Origin of the sequence: Streptomyces sp. NPDC014734, from assembly GCF_043083325.1 — a bacterium.
In the GTDB taxonomy this organism is placed as follows: Bacteria; Actinomycetota; Actinomycetes; order Streptomycetales; family Streptomycetaceae; genus Streptomyces.
In genome coordinates this window covers 40,883-60,065 of sequence record NZ_JBIBYN010000011.1, presented here as the reverse complement: position 1 = coordinate 60,065, position 19,183 = coordinate 40,883, and the positions used below count along the sequence as shown (strand labels likewise).

Genomic DNA, 19,183 nt, shown 5'->3' with positions numbered 1-19,183 from the left:
GCGGTCGGCGGCACGGCGGCCGGTATCCCCGAGCCGGAATCCCGAGATGGATCGGGTGGCGGCACGTGGAGGGATGCATGGATCCGGGCCCAGCTCGTCCCCGCAGGGGCGGAAGGCTGCTGGGCCGCTCGCACCTGACCGTTCCGGGGAACGGCTGAAAACGGCTCAACCGTCCCGACCGGGATCAACCCGCCGCTCGCCTCTCGCAGTCCCCTCCCGTGACCGCAGTTCACGATCACGGGAGTCCGCATGCCAGCCGCACGTACCGTCCGTACCCTCCTCGCTGTTGGACTCGTGGCCGGGATCACCGTCGCCGCGCTCGCCGCCCCCGCCGCCGCCGCGCCGCCGGCCGAGCCGTCCCACGCAGCCACCCAGCAGGCCCTGGACGCGACAGTCGCCGAGGGGGTGCCCGGGGCCGTTGCGCAGGCCCGTGATGGAAAGGCCCGTTGGGTCGGCACCGCGGGGGAGCGGAAGGGGAGCGATCGCTTCCGGGTCGGATCCATCACCAAGACCTTTACCGCCACCGTCCTGCTCCAGCTCCAGGCCGAGGGCCGGCTCGACCTCGACGACCCGGTCGAGAAGTGGCTGCCCGGTGTGGTGCGCGGGCACGGGCACGACGGGCGGAAGATCACCGTCCGCCAGCTGCTCAACCACACCAGCGGCATCTACAGCTACACCGAGGATCCGGCCTTCCAGGAGAAGGTCTTCGGTTCCGGCTTCCTGCAACACCGCTACGACACCTGGACCCCGAAGCAACTCGTCGCCGTCGCGACGGCGCACGAGCCCGACTTCGCCCCCGGAAGTAGCTGGAACTACTCCAACACCAACTTCGTCCTGGCCGGGATGGTCGTCGAGAAGGTGACCGGACGTCCTTATGGCAAGGCGATCGAGAACCGGATCGTCAAGCCGCTCAAGCTGCGCGCCACCTCCGCGCCCGGCACCGACTCCCGTATGCCCGAGCCGAACTCCCGCGCCTACTCCAAGCTCTCCAACGAGACCGGCGGGCCCACGTACGACGTCACCGAGCTCAATCCGAGCATCGCCGGAGCCGCCGGCGAGATGGTCTCAGACGCGAACGACCTGCAGACCTTCTACCGTGCGCTGCTCAAGGGCCGGCTGCTTCCGGCGGCCGAGATGAAGGAGATGACCAGCACCGTCCAGGTATCTCCCGACCTGCCCGGCGTCGGCTACGGGCTCGGTCTCATGCGGCAGAAGCTGAGCTGTGGCAAGGAGGTCTGGGGGCACGGCGGCGGCATCCACGGGTCCCATTCCGAGGCTCAGGCCACCCGGGACGGGGAGCGTTCCCTCGCCGCGAACCTCAACGCCGACTGGACCGGTGACACCCAGAAGCTGATCGAGGCGGAGTTCTGCGGCACGGCTCCGGCGAAGCGCTAGCCGTCAGCGGGGCAGGACCGGTAGCCGTCAGTGGGGCAGGACGCTCCGTGCAGGCGGCCGGCTGCCGGTCACGCCTCTGCTGTTGGCGATCGGTCTGTGGCCCCTCACCGACCCCTCCGTCCCGCATGCCTGGGCGACGGCGAGGCTGTCCTCGTGGACGTGGTACCGGGTGACAAGGCAGCTTTCAACGGTGAGGTGCGGAGCGAACCGCGCGGGAGTTCTCCGGGGTACGCGCAGGACGTGACGGAGCCCTTCCCCCCGGTGGGGGAAGGGCTCCGTGTTCGAGCGCCGGGCAGGCCTCGCACCTGCATCTCCCCGCAGGAAGCGGGGCGTCTTTCCTTGGACCACCAACGCAGTGTCAGCCGCGACGAGCTGCCGCGAACTGCCAAGATCAACTGTAGCGCACGCGGACCGTCGGCCGGCCTCGGCCCGAGCGCGGCGGACACTGCCGGGATTCCGGCCCCGGTGAGGCCGAAGACGCTGCGACGGGACGGGCAACAGCAGACGGGTGCCCGGACCGACCGCCCCAACCCGGCCCACGGCGGCACCGCGAGGCCGGGGGACCGGGGACGTGGTGCAGGGAGTGGTGGGCCGGACTGCCGCGCCAAGGGGTCACCAGTCGTGGATGGTGCCGTCGGCAAGCCGGTTGCAGGGAAGGTACGCCTGCTGGTACGGGTGGGCCGCGGCGGCTTCCTCGTCCAGCTCCACGCCGAGTCCGGGGGTGTCTCCGGGGTGGAGCAGGCCGTCCTCGAACGTCATCGACTGGCGGAAGACCCTCTGCGTGGCCTCGCTGTGGCCCATGTACTCCTGGATGCCGAAGTTGTGGATGGCAAGGCCCAGGTGGGCTTGGGCAGCCAGGCCGACGGGGGAGATGTCGGTGGGGCCGTGGAAGCCCGACTTGATCTGGTATTCGGCCGCGGTGTCCATGATCTTGCGCAGCGGGGTGATGCCGCCGAAGTGGGTCGCGGCTGCCCGTACGTAGTCGATGAGCCGTTCGGTGAGCAGGGTCCGGAAGTCGGCAGCATGGTTGAACACCTCGCCCACGGCCAGCGGGGTGGTGGTGTGGTGGCGGATCAGGCGGAAGGCTTCCTGGTGTTCGGCGGGTGTGCTGTCCTCCAGCCAGAACAGGTCGTAGGGCTCCAGGGCCTTGCCGAGCTTGGCCGCCTGGATCGGCGTCATCCGGTGGTGGCCGTCGTGCAGCAGCGGAAGGTCAGGGCCGAACTCGTTGCGTACAGCCTCGAAGACGGTGGGCAAGTGGTGCAGGTAGGCGCGGGTGTTCCAGACCTCCTCGGGGGGACGGCTGCCCCGCCCGGCCGGTTCGTGGTCATAGCGCACGCCGCTGGCCTGGGGTTGTGCCGCCACTCCGTACAGCGCGCTGATGCCGGGGACGGAGCTCTGGATCCGTACGGCCTGGTGGCCTTCCTCGATGTGCCGGCGCACCGAGTCGAACAGTTCCGGCAGGTCGCGGCCGGAGGCGTGGCCGTAGGTCATCAGCCCGGTGCGGGAGGCGCCGCCGAGCAGCTGGTAGACGGGCATGCCCGCGGCCTTGCCCTTGATGTCCCACAGCGCCATGTCGACGGCTGCGATGGCCGCCATCGTCACCGGGCCGCGTCGCCAGTACGCGCCGCGGTAGAGGTACTGCCAGGTGTGCTCGATGCGGTGCGGGTCGCGGCCGATGAGCAACTGGGCCACATGGTCGCGCAGGTAGGAGGCGACGGCGAGTTCGCGGCCGTTGAGGGTGGCGTCGCCGAGGCCGGTGATGCCCTCGTCGGTGGTGATTCTGAGGGTGACGAAGTTGCGGGTGGGACTGGTGACGATGATGTCGGCCGAGGTGATGCGCATGTCTACCTTCTGGGTTGTGGGGAGCGGCGGATCCGGTTCACGGCGGTCAGGACCGCCGGATCCTCCCCCCAGGCCGGGCTGATCACGGAGAGGAGCGCCGCCAGGCGACGGTTCTCGCCCGCCAAGGCGCAGGCACGGGCCAGAGCGGGGGCGGCAGAGTCGGGCAGGGCTGCGGGATCGGGTGCCGTGAGCACGTATTCGGCCCAGGCCGCCGCGCAGCGCAGGGCGGGTTCGGGGTCATGTCCGGCGGCCTGTTCGGCACGGACCACCGGCAGGAGGCGGGCGCGCAGTTTGGTGCTGCCGTCCATGGCGATCTGGGCGAGGCGGTGGGCGATCCGCGGATTGCGGAACCGGGCCAGCAACTGCCCGCGGTAGGCGGGGATGCCGAGCCGGTCGTCGTCCAGGTGGCGGGCGGCGGCGTCCCACAGCTCGTCCACCGCCCGCGCGCAGCCGGGATCGCGGATGGCCTCGGCCACCGTTTCGTGGCCCCGGGCGAGGCCCAGGTAGGCGAGCAGCGAATGCGCCCCGTTCAGCAGCCACAGCTTGCGCCGTTCATAGGGGCCGATGTCGTCGACGAACAGGGCACCCGCCCGCTCCCACGGCGGGCGCCCGGCCGGGAAGCGGCCGGCCAGGACCCAGCTGTGGAACGGCTCGGTGACCACCGTGTTCAGGTCGCGCAGACCCAGGTGGGCCGAGGCCAGGTCGGAGTCGATGTCAGTGGTGGCCGGTGTGATGCGGTCGACCGACGTGCTGACGAAGCTGACCTGGGCGTCGATCCAGTCGGCCAGCTCCCCGTCGAGGGCGGCGGCGAGGCTGCGGACCGCCCGGTGCGTCAACGCTCCGTTGCCGGGCAGGTTGTCGCAGGGGATGACCGCCACGCCACCGGCTCCGGCACGGCGGCGCGCGGACAGAGCGTCGAGCAGGCGTGCGGGGGCCGTGACCAGAGCGCCGTCCGTCCCTCTGCGCAGGGTCCGCAGATCGTGCCGTACGGGCGCCGCGGACACGTCCAACTCGCCGTCGGCGCCCAGGTGGTAGCCCGCCTCGGTGACCGTCAGCGTGACCGCGGCAATCTGCGGGGACGCCGCGAGCACACGCAGCCGCATCCGGTCGGCGCCGTCGTGCGCCTCGGTGATGGAGCCCACCACCTCGACACGGTCCTGCGCGGCGGAGCGCTCGATCACCGAGTACAGGCCGTCCTGTGCCGCCAGCGCGTGTGCGGCGGCCGGGCGGCGACCGGTGAAGGCCGCGATGCCCCACTGGCGCTCATGGTCGGCCCGGTGGGTGTACCAGGCCTGGTGTGCGCGGTGGAAGGCGCCGAGCCCCAGATGGATGATCCGCACCGGGGCCCGCGAAGGGGCCCCGGCCGTCGTCTGGTTGAGCACGTGCATGCGGGGGCTACTCCTGCGGATAGGTGACCCCGCCGCCGCCCTGCACGGAGGGCAGAATGAGCAGGCTCTGGTAATGGTGCATGGCGATGCCGGCGAAGTACTGCTCGTCCGGGGCGTAGGCGGCGTAGACCTTGGCCAGTTCGGCCTCCATGTAGGTGCGGCCCTCTTCCCAGAAGGTGACCGTCTGCGGGTCGCCGCCACCGGTGAGGTCCTTGGTCTCGACGCCGACCACCACCGATTCCGGCTTGCCGATCTGGCGGGCGTAGGCGACCTCGTGGGCCGCGCGCGCGATGATCCCGCCGGGGCCGTCGGCGTGGTCGACGTAGTCCATCAGCGAGACGTAGTCGCTGAGATCCTGCACGTGGTCGCTGAGCGGGGCGGTCCTGCCGTGCCAGGTGACGGCGGTGCAGCAGGCGGTGGAGGAGTCGAACCAGCTGGGGATGGCGGGCCCGAACAGCAGCGGCTGGCCGGAGGCGTCGCGCAGGTGGACGAGCTCTTCCAGCAGGTCGAGCCAGACGACGGGGATGTCGCCCGAGTCCGGCTCCTTCCACTGCGGCAGGATGTAGGGCTCGATGTCGACGTTCACGCCGTCGAAGCGCGCGTCCGCGGGGGCGGCCAGGTTGTAGTCGAGAACCTTCTGGAACTCGCGGACGGCGTGGTCCTGGTACTGCGGCAGGACGCCCAGGTACGGCGGGACGGTGCCGGCGGCGACGACCGCCTGGACGTGATAGCCGCGGCCGCGCGCCCAGCGGATGAACGAGGCCACCTGCGGGCGCGCCTCGCGCAGCATGTCCTTGCCCTGGTAGTCGTCCACACCGAGGTAGAGGGTCCGGACAGGGGCCGAGCCGGGGAAGGTGGTGGTGTCGTCCATCATCCTCCCGAGCCGGTCGCGGGCGGCGGTGTCGAACACCGCCGGGTAGGAGTTCTGCTCCCACACCCACATGGCGCGGTCCTGGTCGTAGTTCTGCCGCGGGGCGGGCGTCGCGCCGCCGAGCGAGACATAGGTGGAGGTCGAGGTGCCAACCCGGCCGCTCCGGTCGGTGGCCCGTGCCTCAAGGCCGGCGAAGCCGGGGGTCAGGGAGCGCACGTCGAGCAGCGCGGCGTACCGGTTCGGCGAGCCGGGGACCCGTGAGGCCGACTTCCAGGAACCGCCGTTGGCCCGCACCTGCACGCTGCGCAGTCCCTTTCCGGAGGCCACCTCGATGACGGAGCGCAGGGTGGTGCCGTGGAGCTTGTCGGACATGCGCGGGGAGACGATGCGCACGGCCGGCTTGGCGGCGGCGGGGTTGTGGACGTCGACCGACAGGAACGAGGACCACTGCGTGTACAGCGTCTGGTTGTTCTTGCCGTATGCGGCAAGGCCGAGGGTGCCGTCCTTGTCGCTGATGTCCACGGTGGCCGACCAAGTGCCGTTGTCCGGATCGGTGGTGACCGGGACGGTCTGCTGCGCGTCGACGACGAGCTTCAGGTCGCTGGTCTCGGCGTAGCGGCCGTGCACGGTCATCGTGCGGCCCCGGACGGTGGTCCCGTCGCCGGGTGACTCGATGGAGATCACGGGAGTGGTGGCCGCGTGGCTGGTGCCGGCCGGTACCAGCCACACAGCGGTCGTACAGGCAAGAGCCAGTCCCAGGCTCCAGAGCTTTCTGCCTCTGCGCACGGTGATACTCCGTTCTCTTGGTGGGAGGAGTTGGTTCAGAGCTGCGAGGCGCGGTCGGCGCGGTGGACGACCGTGCCGGCGACCATCGTCTGCAGGACGCGGAAGTCGTCGTCCAGGAGCACCAGATCGGCGGCCGCGCCGGCCGTCAGGCTGCCCCGGTCCGCGAGGCCGGCGAGTTCCGCGGGGTTGGCCGCCGCCAGCGACAGGAGGTCCTCGTCACTCAGCGGGGTGTGCGTGCGCGCCCAGCGCACGCAGTCCAGCAAGCAGGCCGCCGATCCGGCCAGCAGTGTGCTGCCGGCCAGGACGAGGTCGCCCTCGTCGGTGACGCTCACCCGGCCGCCGACCGCCGTGGTGTAGGTGCCGGGCGGGGAACCCGCCAGGGCCGCCGAGTCGCTGACCAGGAAGGAACGTGGTATCCCCTTGGCACGGACCATCGCGGTGAGGGCGTCGGCGGGCAGATGGTGTCCGTCGGCTATGAACGAGGCGGACAGCCGGTCGTCGGCGAGTTGCGACCAGATCTGATTGGGGTGGCGCGGCAGCAGTGGCTGGATACCGTTGCCCAGATGGGTGGACAGCGACGCCCCGGCCGCCGCCGCACGGTGGATCCGGTCGGGTTCGGCCGCACAGTGCCCGATCGACACCCGGACTCCGGCGCGCGTCGCGGCCTCGATGTACGCGGTCGCCCCCGTACGCTCCGGCGCCAGGGTCACGATGCGCAGCAGTCCGTCGGACGCGGCGACCCAGCGGGCCAGTTCGGCGGTGTCGGGGTCGCGCAGATGCCGTGCGTCATGCGCGCCGCGTGCCCCGTCCGCCGCGGACAGATAGGGCCCTTCGACATGGATGCCGGCGACGGAGTGGGCGAGCAGCGGATCGGAGCGCACGGCGGCCGCGATGGTTTCCAGCGCGTGGACGATCTTGTCTTCCCCGGCGGTGATGACGGTGGGGAAGAACGTCGTGGTCCCCGCGGCCCAGAGGGCCTCGGCGAGCCGGTGAACGGTGTCGACGGTGATGTCGTCGGCGTTGATGTCGTGGCCGCCGTAGCCGTTGACCTGGAGATCCACCAGGCCGGGGAGCAGAATGGGCAGGCGTTCCGGCCCGTTTGGTCCACCGTGTTCGACCGAGCGGATGCGCCCATGGGCGTCGGTGATCACGCGGGCGGTGCGCCCGTCGAGGAGTCGTCCGTGCATCAGCCCTTGACCGCCCCCGCCACCAGGCCCGAACTCATCCGGGAGTGGACCGACATGAACAGCGCGATCACCGGTACGGCGATCAGGGCGGAGCCGGCCATGACGCCGCCCCAGTCGGTGGCGGAGGTCTCGCTGCTGAAGCTGCGCAACCACAGCGGCAGCGTCGCGTGGTCCGTCTTCGTCATGACGATGAGGGCCAGGTTGTACTCGTTCCAGGTGTGCAGGAACGCGAAGACCGACGAGGTGACCAGCCCCGGTCCCAGCAGGGGCAGGGTGACGCGGAAGAACGCGCCCACCCGGCTGCAGCCGTCGACCATGGCCGCCTCCTCCAGCTCCGCGGGAATGTTGTCGATGAAGCCGCGCAGCAGCCACATCGTGAACGGCACGTTCCCGCCCAGACACAGCAGCGACAGGCCGGTGACGGTGCTGAGCAGATCCCAGTCGTCCAGCATCCGGAACTGGGAGATGAACAGCGCCTCGGCCGGCAGCATCTGCACGACGATCACCAGCATGACCAGTGCGCCGCGGCCCTTGAAACGGAACCGGCTGGCGGCCACCGCCGCCATGAACCCGAAGAGCACGGCGAGGACGACCACCACCGAGGTGACGGCGGCGCTCATCCGCAGGGCCGACCAGAACTTGTCGTCCTGGAGGACCCCGGAGAAGTGCTCGAAGGTGCCGGGGAACGGAACGAACTTCGGGGTGAGGCCGAACAGTTCGGATGTCGGCACGAACGCGGTGTTGACCATCCAGTACACCGGGAAGACCCACACCAGGGAGGCCAGGACCGCGAGTGCGTTGAGCGCGGAGCGTCGACGGGTGCGCCGCCTTTGCGCGCTGGTCAGAGCCTTGGGCCCGTCGACGGGAGAGGGCGGGGGCTTGGCCGGGCCGCTGGTGCGGGTCATGGTGGATGCGCTCATCGGTCCGTCGCCTCCTTTTGCTGCTTGAGCAGCGTGGCGATGTACTTCCAGGTCAGCAGCAAGGTGAGCAGCAGAACGACGGTCGCCAGAGCGGAGGCGACACCGTAGTTGCCCTGGCCGATGCCGAGCCGGTAGACGGCAGTGCCCAGCAGGTTGGTGTCCTCGGTGGAGCCGCCGCTCTGCTGCAGGACGTAGATCTGGGTGAACACCCGCAGGTCCCAGACGATCTGCAGCAGTCCGACGATCATGATGACGGGCAGCACCAGCGGCAGGGTCACGCTTCTGAAACGGCGCCAAGCGGAAGCCCCGTCCAGGGAGGCCGCCTCCATGACCTCGGCGGGCACCTGGCTCAGGCCCGCATAGCTCATGAACGCCACCAGCGGGATGCTCATCCAGATCACGATCAGCGCGGCCACCGTGAACAACCCCATCGGTTCCGCTGTCCAGGCATGCCCCTCCATCCCGGACATGCCCAGGTGGGACAGCAGCCAGTTGACGACGCCGTAGCGGCTGTCGAACAGCCACTGCCACACGGTCATGGTGACCATGACGGGCATGGCCCACACCAGGAGCAGGCAGACCTGCAACATCAGCCGGGCCCACCGGCTGATCGCCGTCATCAACGCGGCAAGGCCCACTCCGACCACCATGGTCAGGCTCATGCAGACGAGGCAGAACGCGACGGAGCGGACGAGGACCTTGAGCATCGCCGGGTCGCTGAGCACGGTCCTGTAGTTGTCCAGCCCCACCCATGCGGGCGGCTGACCGAACTGCTGGCGCAGCCCGAACTCCTGGAAAGACATGAGGAGCTGCCGGACCAGTGGATAGCCGAGGGCCACAATGACGGCCAAGAACATCGGCGCCGCCAGCAGATACGGCGTCACGGAGGTTCTGGGCCGGCGCCGGCCGGGCGGCGCGGGTACGTCCTTCGGGGCGGTGGTCATTTCTTGTTCAGGACTTCCTCGATCTTGCCGTCCGTGGCTTTGGCCAGCTTCCCGGCGGATCCGCCGCGGGCCAGCTGTGCCCAGAAGTCGGCCGGGATGTTGTTGCCCTGGACCACCGCCCAGTTCTCCGCGGACGGGGTGAGCACGGAACTCGCGGCGATCTGCTGCTGCAGCTGCCCGCTGGCCATCCCCTCGGGGACCGCGTCGGCGTAGGCGATGTTGCCCGGGATCCATCCCTGTGCGGCGACCCGGGTCTGGAACTCCTTGCTGTAGATCAGCTTCAGCGCGTCCTGCGACAGTGACTTGACCTGCGACTTCGCCGAGATGCCGATGCTGGAGCCGCCGGAGAAGGAGTGGCCCACACCGCCCGGCTCGACCGGCGGGATCGCCATCACCGCGGTGTTCTTCTTCATCTCCGCCGAGATGTTCTGCTCGGCGAAGGTGCGGCCGGACATGATCGCGACCTCGCCGTTGTTGTACGGGACCCAGGGCGCCGCACCCTGTTCGGAGGAGTCCTGCGCTCCCAGAGCAGCGGTCTTCCACAACTGCTGCAACATGTCGAACCCCGCCTTGGCCTGGGGAGTGTCGAGCGTGCCCTTCCAGGTGCCGTCGGAGTTCCGCTTGGCGTAGTTGGCGCCGTGGGAGAAGATCCATGCCTCCATGAAGTGGTTGTCGGCGGCCGGCAGGTAGATGCCCTGGAAGTTCTTGCGCTTGTCGGGGTTGGCCGCCTTCACCTTCTGCGCGGCACCGACCAGCTCGCCCAGCGTCTCGGGCGGAGCCACGTGCGCCTTTTCGAACAGGTCCTTGCGGTAGTAGATGACGCTCGCCCCGCCGTACAGCGGCAGCGCGTACTTCTTTCCGCCCGATGTGCCCGCCTTGACGAAGCTGGGGATCAGCTTCTCGCCGCCGAGCTCCTGGTAGATGGGGCTCAGATCGGCGAAGGCACCGATGCCGGCGAAGGTCGACGACGTCGTGTTGCCGATCTCGACGATGTCGGGTGTTTCCTTCTCACTGGCCATCGAGGTCTGCAGCTTGGCGACGATGTCGTCCCACTGCTGGATCTCGATCTTGAGAGTGGAGCCGGGGTGCTGCTTCTCGAACTGGGACGTGAGGTAGTCCTGCGCGGGCTGCGGGATCGAGTCCTTCATGAACCACACCCGCACGGTGCCCTTCTCAGGGCCGCCGGACAGGGAATCGCTACCGCTGCCGGAGCCGGTCGAACAACCGGCCACCAGCAGTCCGGCGGCCGCGGCCGCCGCCGTCGTTCTGACAATCTTTGCGTCCATCGCTGGTCTCCATCGGTGAAAGGCGGTGAGTGGGCGTGCCGCCCTACAGAGCGGCGCTGATCTGCTCCAGGACAGTGATCGGAGCCAGCAGGGTCTCGGTGGACAGCGGCGGCCTGCCGGTCTCCAGCATCTGCAGGAAGACCTTCAGGCCCGGCTCCACGTAGTCGGCGTTCAGCTCGATGTCGCGGCTGACCAGCCCGTTCCGGCCCACGATCTCGACGTGGAACGGCACCCGCCCGGCCTCGGTGGGGGTGACCATCTGCAGCGTGACCAGCACACCTGCCGGGCTGCGGTACCGGGCCACGACGGTGCCCGCCACCCGTTCCACCTCCACCGGTCCGGGGGCGCCCGGGGCCAGGCGCTGGGCGAGGTCGGCGGCATGAATGCCGTAGAAGAAGATCCCGCTGTGTTCGCTGTCCGGGTCGGCCGGGCCGGTCACGGTGACGGTCTGGAGGTCACCGATGCCGGTGGCGGCCTCCTCGGCCCGGTCGGCGTCGGGTACCCACCGCACCGCCGAATACGAGGTCATCGGCGCCCCACCACGATCGGCCGCCTCGATGATCGCCTGCGCGTCCCGGACGCCCGCAGCCAGCGGCTTGTCCACCCAGACCGGCTTGCCCGCCTCCAGGTACGGCACCGCCTCCGCCCGGTGCGCGGCACCGTCGCGGTTGGTGACGATCAGGGCGTCGACGGAGTCGATCAGCTCGGCCGAGGTGGCCACGACGGGCAGGCCGCCGCCCAGCGCGGCAAGTTCCCGGTTGCGTTCGTCGTCGGGGCCGACGAGGGCGACCACCCGGACCCGCGGGGAGATCGCCTTGACGTTGAGGCAGTGCAGGATCTCCTCGGCGTGGCTGTTCTCGGTGCCGACGATCGCGATGCGCAGTGTTTCGCTCATGGTTCAGCTCTCCTGGAGGTCGACGGGGCGGCCGGTGCGGGCGGATTCGTAGACGGCCAGGACGACCGCGAGCGAGCGGCGTGCCGCCGCGAGCGTGACGCCGGGTTCGCGACCGGTACGGATCGCGGCCACGAAGTCCTCGTACTGGGCCAGGTGCGCGTTGTCGACCAGGCTCCAGCCGTCGCGCAGCGGCTCCCCGGACAGCGGCGGCGCGGGGACGTGGTCCGAGGAGTGGAAGTACTCCAGCCGGTCGTCGGCCATCACCGCGGTTCCCCGGTCGCCGTGGACCGACAGCCGGACCGGAAGACCGGGATAGGCGGCGGTGCTGGCCAGCAGCAGTCCCACCGCGCCGTTCTCGAACCGGATGGTGGCCGCCGCCAGGTCCTCCACCTCGATGTCCTGGTGGGCCACCCGACCGGTCTGCGCGCTGACCTGCACCGGCTTGCCCAGCATCCACAGCAGCAGGTCCAGGGCGTGGATGCCCTGGTTCATCAGGGCGCCGCCGCCGTCGACCGCCGCCGTGCCGCGCCAGTCACCGGATTCGTAGTAGGCCTGCGGGCGGAAGAACGCCGACTCGGCGATCCCGGAGGTGGTGCGTCCCAGCCGTCCCGCGTCCACGGCGTCCTTGATGAACGCGGCCGGCGGCTGGAAGCGGCGCTGGCTTATGACGGACACCGTGCGGCCGCTGCGACGCTGGGCGGCAATGATCCGATCGGCCGCGTCCAGCGCGATGTCCACGGGTTTTTCGATGAGTACGTGCTTGCCCGCGTTCAGTGCCTCGATCGCCGCGTCCGCGTGCAGGGCACTGGGCAGACACACGGCGACCGCGTCGATCTCCTCGGCGGCGTACGCCTCGGCGGCGTCGGCATAGGCGCGGGAACTGTGCTCCTCGGCCAGCGCCGTGGCCTTGTCCAGGTCGCTGTCGATGACGGCGGCGAGTTCGGTCCGGGGATCGCTCTCGTGGAGCGTGCTGATCAACCGGGCATGTACGGCACCGATGACACCGGCGCCCAGCAAGGCGAAACGCATGGTTGTTCCGTCACTTTCGAGAGGTACTGAGGTTTGCGCGGCTCACGCACAGGGCGTTGGAGGGGAGGGGCGGAGGGAGGAGGCCGGGGGCGCCGACCAGGCGATGCCCGTACCACCGGCGTCGGCGGACTGCTGAGCCAGCAGCGCCAGCCGGGTGGCCAGAAGGCTGTGACCGGTGGAGATGTCGGGCGCCTCGCCCTGTGCCAGGGCTCGCAGGGGGAGTTGGGCGGGCCGAAAGCCCCCGGGCAGTTCGACGTCGTGCGTGGCATCGTCGTCGGTGGTCACCACCAGGCGGCGACGGGCCCACAGCAGGTCGGCGGTGCCGCGGGTGCCGACCAGCCGCATCCGGTAGTCGCCGTGCACCGCGGAGGCCGCCGGGGTCATCCAGCTGACCTCGGTCGTGACCAGGACATCCGCGCCCGTGAGGGTCGCGACGCCGTAGGGGGCGAAGTCCGTCGTCCCCGGCACCGTGCCGGCGACGTTTCCCCGCACGGTGCCGGTGGTGAGGCCGGTGAAGCACAGGGCGGCATCGATGTCGTGGACGACCAGGTCGGCCAGGATGCCTCCGTAGCGGGCCCGGTCGAAGAACCAGCCGGGCCGCCGGGGCCGGTTGAGCTTGTGCGGCGCGGAGGACAGCACGCCGGTGATCTTCCCGAGGGTATCCGCCCGCACCAGGTCGAGCGCGGCGAGCGTCTCCGGGTAGTAGCGCTTCTCCAGCATCAGCACCACCTGACGCCCGCTGCGCCGGGCCGCCGAGGCGATGGCATCGACCTCGTCGAGGGTGGTGCACAAGGGCTTGTCCGCCAGCACGTGGCAGCCGGCGTCCAGCGCGTCGACGACGATCCGGCCCCGGTCGCCGTAGACGCCTGCCGTCACGACCACATCGGCGCGCACCTCATCGAACATCCGGCGGTGATCGGTGAAGACACGCGCCCCGTACGGCGCAGCGCACTTTTCGGCCAACTCGCGCACCGGATCGGCGACGGCGATCAACTGCAGATCCGGGGACCGGCTCACTTCGTCGAGCACGTAGTCGACATGAGGATGGGCTGCACCTGCAACAACGATCCGTGTCATGGCCCGAACTGAAACATGCAACCGTTTGCACCGTCAACGGGTTACGCAGAGAAAGTTCTGCCGTGACGCATCCGTCACCTCGGCGCGGGTCCCGTGGTGGCGCGGATCACCAGGTGGGTGGCGACGGTCAGCCGTTCCGGTTCCGTGTGCCCCGTCTCCAGCATGCGCACCAGGAGGTCGGCCGCCGCGGTTCCCGCGGTGGCCGACGCGGCCGACACGCTGGTCATGGCCGGTGTGGTGAGGGCGGCGAGTGTGTCGTCACAGCCCATGAGGCCGAAGTCGTCGGGCACGCTGATACCCCGCAGCTCCAGGCCGGCCAGTACCCCCTGGGAGACCACGTCGTCGAACGCGACCGCTGCCGTCGCCCCCGATTCCACCAGCGCGGATACCGCGTCCCGGCCCGCCGCGTAGCTGGGGCGTCCGACCTCGACGATCTCGACGTGCACGCCCACGTCGGCGGCTGCCTGCCGGATGGCAGCCCGGCGCTGCTGGTCGGACCAGGAATCGCGGGGGCCGGCCAGATAGGAGATCGTGCGGTGCCCCAGCCGCTTGAGGTGCACGACCCCCTCGATCATCCCGCCCGAGGAGTCGATGAGCACCCGGGGGATTCCCTCGATGTCCCGGTTGACCAGGACGGTCGGGCGGCCGGCGGCCAACTCCCTTACCACCTCTGCCTCAAGCCGTGAGGAGGCCAGGATGAACCCGTCCACCTGCGGGCTGAACCGGGCGGCCAGTTTGGCCTCCCGGGCGGCGGACTCGTCCGAGTCCCCGAGGAAGACGGCGAGGTCGGCCTGCTCGGCCCGCGCCTGCACCGTGCGCACCATGGGAGGGAAGAACGGGTTCGCCACGTCGGGCACGACCATGGCGATGTTGCCGAACCGCCCGGTCGACAGTGCCCGTGCCGCGGGGTTGACCATGTAGCCGAGCCGCTCGGCGACGGCCCGGACGTGGTCGACGGTCTCGCGGCTGAGCAGGTCGGGACGGCTGAAAGCGCGTGACACCGTGGAGCGTGAGACCTCGGCGGCGACGGCCACGTCGCCGATGGTGATTCCGGAGGAAGAGCGTGGTCGAGTCGACATGCGCACACCTTAAGGGGCTATGCCTCTTGACGTGCAAACGGTTGCACTCCAGACTCCCGGTCATGTCACTAAACGACCTTGATGACAGACTGAAGGTGTTCCCGGACAGGCAGGCGCTCGGCGAGACGGCTGCTGCGGAAATTGCGTACCGGCTCCGCCTGACCTTGGCCGAAAAGCACTATGCGCGCATGATTTTCGCCGCGGCGCCCAGCCAGACCGAGACGCTCGCCGCTCTGATCCGCCAGCCGGGCATCGACTGGAACCGCGTCACGGCCTTCCATATGGACGAGTACCTCGACCTGCGGCCCGAGGCGCCGGAACGCTTCGGCAACTGGTTGCGCACGGCCCTGTTCGACCGGCTTCCCTTCGCAGCCGTCCACTACATCGACACGACCGGCGCAGAGCCCCCCCAAGCCTCCGCCGACCGCTACGCACAGCTTCTGCTGGAAGACCCGATCGACATCGTCTGCCTGGGAATCGGCGTGAACGGCCACCTGGCGTTCAACGATCCGCCCGTGGCGGACTTCGCCGACCCCCAGGCGGTCAAACCGGTCTCCCTCGACCAGGCATGCCGCGAGCAGCAAGTCGCCGACGGCTGCTTTCCCGCCCTTGCCGATGTGCCCGCGACCGCGATCACGGTCACGATCCCGACGCTCATGAACGCCGCCCACCTGTTCTGCATGGTTCCCGGCGCACTCAAGGCCGACGCGGTGCGGGCGACGGTGCGGGAGCCCCAGACCGTCCAGTGGCCCAGTACCATCCTGCGCACCCACCCGTCGTGCACCATCTACACGGACGTCCACGCGGCCGCACTGCTCGGCCAGGACATCCCCGCCGCACCGTAGCGCCCCTCGCCTGCGCGGCCCCGAGGCCGCCGGGCCTGCTGTGCCGTCCCCCGGATCCTCGGCTGTGCCCTGCACGGCAGGGTGCAGCCGACGCAGATGCCCGGCCCCACCGGTGCGTCGGCCGCTCGTGCCCTCGCGTGCGTCCGGGCAACGGGCAGGACCGTGCAGTCCCGTGTACCGCCCCCACGCTCAGGAGACCGGTTGTGCCTGTCATTCCCTATCCCCGCCCGCGTTCGATGACCACGCGGGCGGGCGGCGCCGCGTTCGACGCCCCCGTGGTCGTGGCCGTGGACAACTCCCTTCCGGCACAGGGCTATCGACTGCGCACCGGACCGGCCGGCACCGAGCTCCACCACCGTGACCCGGCCGGTCTGCGCTACGGCCTGCAGACCCTCGATCAGCTGCGAGCCGACCAGGACTTTCCCGAGACCGGCTACGAGATCGCCGACCACCCCGACTTCGCCGTCCGCGGCTTCATGCTCGACATCAGCCGCGACCGGGTACCGACCCGCCGCACCCTGGAGCGATGGCTGTCCCTGCTGTCCCTGGCCCGCTTCAACCAGCTCGAACTCTACTGCGAACACACCTACGCCTACCGAGACCACCAAGAGGTCTGGCAGGACGCCTCCCCGCTCACCGCCGAAGACCTTCGATGGCTCGACGCCCGTTGCGCGGCGCACGGCATCGACCTGGTCGCGAACCAGAACACCTTCGGCCACATGGAGCGCTTCCTGCGCCACAGCGCCTATGCCCACCGGGCTGAGAACCCGGACGGGTTCGAGCGCGGCGGGGCCCACTGCCCACCCGGCACGCTGGCACCCACGGCGGACAACGCCGCTTTCGTCACAGCCCTGTTGGAGGAAATGACCGGCAGCCTCCGCACCAGGCGTGTCAACATCGGAGCCGACGAGCCGTTCGAACTCGGCACCGGACACTCCCGTGAACAGACCGCTCGCGACGGCGTCGGCGACGTCTACCTGACCCACCTGGAGCGCATCGCGCGGCCCTGGCTGGACGCCGGGTACACCGTGCAGTTCTGGGCCGACGTCTTCGCCGAGCACCCCGAACTGATGGACCGTGTGCCGCAAGGAGCCGTACCCGTCATCTGGCAGTACGACTCACCGCGGCAAGCCGCCGATGTCATCGCTGCCGACGCCGAGGAACTGAGGTCCTGGCAGCGCACGGGCTCGGACGTGGACCAGCTGCGCGACGGCTTCCGCGGGCGGGCCGAAGTGCTGCGCGAGGCCGGAATCGCGTTCTGGGTCGCTCCCGGCGCCGGCAACTGGAACTCGCTGATCGGCAGGCTCGACAACGCCGTGGAGAACATGACCGACGCGGCGGAAGCGGGACTCGAACACGGAGCCGAGGGCTACCTGCTCACCTCCTGGGGCGACCAGGGCATGTGGGACCCGCCGTCGGTCACTTTCGGGCCTGCCGTCTTCGGCGGCGCCGTCAGCTGGTGTCTTCGGAGCAATCGCGACCTCGACATCGCCGCCGTCCTCAACGAGCACGTGCTGCTGGACGCAACCGGCCTCGGCGGAAGCGTGCTCGACCGCCTGGGCCGCATCGCCCGCGCCCTCAACTCCCCGCTCCTCAACGCCTCCCCGCTCACCCGCGCCCTGCTGCCGGACCCCACCTGCCCGATGCGAACCTACCCGTCGCCGCAGGACCTCGACGCCGCCGACAGGACACTTGCCGCCTGCCGCCTCGACCTCTCCGCCGCCGAGCCCGCGGCCGGCGACGGCGATGTGCTGCTCCGTGAACTCGACCACGCCATCGCCCTCGCACAATTCGCGGTGCGGCTGCTCCGGGCTCGCGCCCAGGCACGTGCCGAGGCCAGCGCGATCGACCCCACCACGGCCCATCGCCTCCTCCGGGAACTCGAACCACTCCTTGCCGAACAGCGTTCCTGCTGGCTCCTGCGCTCCCGGCCAGGAGGTCTCGACGACAGCATCGCCCGCTTCGGCCGTCTCCGGCGCCAGCTGCAGGTGGCTGCCCGGCAATGACCGTCTCAGCGCGCCGACGGATCCTTGCGGCGAGCGCCGACGGGGCTTTCGGTGTCCGGACGGGTGGGGCCCCCGGCTGTCGCGTCGGGTATGCGCCGGGTTCCATGGCCCCGGTGGGCTCGTGTTGCTCGCAGGGGCGGGAAGGTGCTGGTCAGCCGGGGTCCGGGAGGGCTCGCAGCCGATTCGGGGCGCGGGTGGGCAGACCGGTCCAGGGCCGGAGTCCGGCGGGCGGAGGACGCGGCGAGGGGGCCGGCGGCGACGAGCCGGGCGGCGGCGGAGCAGAGGCGGGTTCGCGGGCGGCGGGCCCGGTCGCCCGCGCCGCGGGTTCCGCCGCCGCCGTCTTCTTCCGCTCCCGCGCGTGCTCCTTCGTCGCGGCCCGCTCCTCGGCGGTGAACCCGTCGTACTCCTCGATGACCGTGCCGGAGTTCTCGGCGGGCGACGCGACGCGCTTCGCCACGCATATCGGGCATCCCTTCCTCCGTGATCGCCAGGAAGGAGCCCTTCCGGAACCGTTGACACCGTGAAACAGCCCGAGTAGCGTCACTGATCATCAGGTTGATAATACGTATTATCAACCGATGGCTCATCAGCTTTCGGAGGAGTTCCGTGTCAAGGATCACGCAGCGTGACATCGCCCGCCTCGCCGGCGTGAGCCAGGCGGTGGTCTCGCTCGTGCTGAACAACAGGACCGACGCGACGACCCGCATCGCGCCCGAGACCCGGCAGCGCGTCCTCGACGCGATCCGGGAGACCGGGTACGCGGCCGACCCGGTGGCCCGCCGAATGGTGCGTCAGCACAACCAGATCCTCGGCGTATTCACCTACGAATCGGTGTTCCCGAGCACCAGTGCCGACTTCTACTACCCGTTCCTGCGCGGCATTGAGGAGTGCGCCGAGCAGCTCAGGTGCGACCTGCTGCTGTTCACCAGCGCCCCGGTCACCGACGGGCGGCGCAAGGTGTTCCACGAGAACAACCGGCTGCGGATCGCCGACGGCTGCCTCCTGCTCGGCCGGGACATACCGCACGACGAGCTGGCCCGGCTGAACAGCGAGAACTACCCGTTCGTGGCAGTCGGCCGACGCGACGACGCAGGCGGCCCCGTGCCCTGCGTGGGCGCGGACTACGCCGCCGCCACCCGGAAGCTGGTCGAGCGGGCCCGGCGGCTCGGACACCGGGAGTTCGCCTACGTCGGGGCGGGGGAGGGAGCGGAGTCCGCCGACGACCGGATGAACGGGTTCCGCGCCGGTACCCGAGGGAGCGGCCGACACGAGCGGACAGCCGGCCGGTCCGCGGGGGAGACCCTGGACGCGCTGCTCGCCGCCGGGGTGACCACCGCCGTGGTCGAGGGTTACGACGACGGGGTCGCGCTGATCCGGGCGGCCCGGGAGCGCGGCGTCGACGTGCCCGGTGACCTGTCGGTCGTGGTGACCGGCGTACCGGCCGATTCGGCGGACACCGACATCGCGTGCACCGGCTTCCGCATTCCGCGTCGGGAGATGGGCTGGCAGTCGGTGGAACTCCTCGCCGCCCTGCTGGAGGACGAGCCAACCACCATGCTCCAGCGGCTTCTGCCGTGCCACTTCGTCGAGGGGCAGACCCTCGGCGAACCGAGAAAGGACCTTTCTTGACTGA

16 protein-coding genes and 1 pseudogene are annotated in these 19,183 nt (G+C 70.1%); 4 read left to right on the top strand and 13 right to left on the bottom strand.

Annotated features, from left to right (window positions below):
- The first annotated feature begins 249 nt into the window (after positions 1 to 249).
- Positions 250 to 1,395 carry a serine hydrolase domain-containing protein gene (locus ACF1CT_RS19145; RefSeq protein WP_391785051.1) on the top strand — a complete coding sequence of 382 codons (1,146 nt, stop codon included), beginning with the start codon at positions 250 to 252 and terminating at the stop codon, positions 1,393 to 1,395.
- A gap of 114 nt (positions 1,396 to 1,509) precedes the next feature.
- Here ACF1CT_RS19145 and ACF1CT_RS19140 read toward each other — a convergent pair.
- From ACF1CT_RS19140 to ACF1CT_RS19085, 12 genes and pseudogenes are all read right to left on the bottom strand, one after another.
- Positions 1,510 to 1,608: pseudogene (locus ACF1CT_RS19140) on the bottom strand (ketosteroid isomerase); the annotation flags it as partial.
- Between the two features lie 399 nt (positions 1,609 to 2,007).
- Positions 2,008 to 3,237 (bottom strand): D-mannonate dehydratase ManD, encoded by a 1,230-nt coding sequence (gene manD / locus ACF1CT_RS19135; protein WP_391785050.1) that lies wholly within the window; start codon positions 3,235 to 3,237, stop codon positions 2,008 to 2,010.
- Between the two features lie 2 nt (positions 3,238 to 3,239).
- The gene (locus tag ACF1CT_RS19130) at positions 3,240 to 4,625 is read right to left on the bottom strand and encodes a mannitol dehydrogenase family protein (RefSeq protein WP_391785049.1); all 1,386 of its coding nucleotides are present in this window, start codon (positions 4,623 to 4,625) and stop codon (positions 3,240 to 3,242) included.
- A 7-nt stretch (positions 4,626 to 4,632) separates the two neighbouring features.
- Positions 4,633 to 6,282, bottom strand: coding sequence for a hypothetical protein (locus ACF1CT_RS19125; RefSeq protein WP_391785048.1), 1,650 nt, complete (start codon positions 6,280 to 6,282; stop codon positions 4,633 to 4,635).
- A 35-nt stretch (positions 6,283 to 6,317) separates the two neighbouring features.
- A complete protein-coding gene (locus ACF1CT_RS19120; protein ID WP_391785047.1) occupies positions 6,318 to 7,469 on the bottom strand; it encodes an N-acetylglucosamine-6-phosphate deacetylase in 1,152 nt (383 codons plus the stop codon).
- Positions 7,469 to 8,389 carry a carbohydrate ABC transporter permease gene (locus ACF1CT_RS19115; RefSeq protein WP_391785046.1) on the bottom strand — a complete coding sequence of 307 codons (921 nt, stop codon included), beginning with the start codon at positions 8,387 to 8,389 and terminating at the stop codon, positions 7,469 to 7,471. The genes ACF1CT_RS19120 and ACF1CT_RS19115 overlap by 1 nt, the downstream gene beginning before the upstream one ends.
- The gene (locus ACF1CT_RS19110; protein ID WP_391785045.1) at positions 8,386 to 9,333 is read right to left on the bottom strand and encodes a carbohydrate ABC transporter permease; all 948 of its coding nucleotides are present in this window, start codon (positions 9,331 to 9,333) and stop codon (positions 8,386 to 8,388) included. Before ACF1CT_RS19110 ends, ACF1CT_RS19115 begins: the two co-directional genes overlap by 4 nt.
- Positions 9,330 to 10,619, bottom strand: coding sequence for an extracellular solute-binding protein (locus ACF1CT_RS19105; RefSeq protein ID WP_391785044.1), 1,290 nt, complete (start codon positions 10,617 to 10,619; stop codon positions 9,330 to 9,332). The genes ACF1CT_RS19110 and ACF1CT_RS19105 overlap by 4 nt, the downstream gene beginning before the upstream one ends.
- A 43-nt stretch (positions 10,620 to 10,662) precedes the next feature.
- Positions 10,663 to 11,514, bottom strand: a complete 852-nt coding sequence (locus ACF1CT_RS19100) for a Gfo/Idh/MocA family protein (RefSeq protein WP_391785043.1) — start codon at positions 11,512 to 11,514, stop codon at positions 10,663 to 10,665.
- A 3-nt stretch (positions 11,515 to 11,517) separates the two neighbouring features.
- A complete protein-coding gene (locus tag ACF1CT_RS19095; protein ID WP_391785042.1) occupies positions 11,518 to 12,543 on the bottom strand; it encodes a Gfo/Idh/MocA family protein in 1,026 nt (341 codons plus the stop codon).
- Between the two features lie 42 nt (positions 12,544 to 12,585).
- Complete coding sequence (locus ACF1CT_RS19090) at positions 12,586 to 13,620, bottom strand: Gfo/Idh/MocA family protein (protein WP_391785041.1); 1,035 nt, start codon at positions 13,618 to 13,620, stop codon at positions 12,586 to 12,588.
- 74 nt (positions 13,621 to 13,694) lie between these two features.
- Entirely contained in the window at positions 13,695 to 14,699 is a 1,005-nt protein-coding gene (locus ACF1CT_RS19085; RefSeq protein ID WP_391785040.1) for a LacI family DNA-binding transcriptional regulator, read from the bottom strand.
- A 95-nt stretch (positions 14,700 to 14,794) separates the two neighbouring features.
- Between ACF1CT_RS19085 and ACF1CT_RS19080 the strand changes: the two genes are divergently transcribed.
- Complete coding sequence (locus ACF1CT_RS19080) at positions 14,795 to 15,544, top strand: glucosamine-6-phosphate deaminase (RefSeq protein ID WP_391785039.1); 750 nt, start codon at positions 14,795 to 14,797, stop codon at positions 15,542 to 15,544.
- 203 nt (positions 15,545 to 15,747) lie between these two features.
- Complete coding sequence (locus tag ACF1CT_RS19075; RefSeq protein WP_391785038.1) at positions 15,748 to 17,550, top strand: glycoside hydrolase family 20 zincin-like fold domain-containing protein; 1,803 nt, start codon at positions 15,748 to 15,750, stop codon at positions 17,548 to 17,550.
- A 151-nt stretch (positions 17,551 to 17,701) separates the two neighbouring features.
- Here ACF1CT_RS19075 and ACF1CT_RS19070 read toward each other — a convergent pair whose 3' ends face one another.
- The gene (locus tag ACF1CT_RS19070) at positions 17,702 to 18,007 is read right to left on the bottom strand and encodes a hypothetical protein (RefSeq protein ID WP_391785037.1); all 306 of its coding nucleotides are present in this window, start codon (positions 18,005 to 18,007) and stop codon (positions 17,702 to 17,704) included.
- Between the two features lie 149 nt (positions 18,008 to 18,156).
- Between ACF1CT_RS19070 and ACF1CT_RS19065 the strand changes: the two genes are divergently transcribed.
- Positions 18,157 to 19,179, top strand: coding sequence for a LacI family DNA-binding transcriptional regulator (locus tag ACF1CT_RS19065; RefSeq protein WP_391785036.1), 1,023 nt, complete (start codon positions 18,157 to 18,159; stop codon positions 19,177 to 19,179).
- Positions 19,180 to 19,183: the final 4 nt, after the last annotated feature.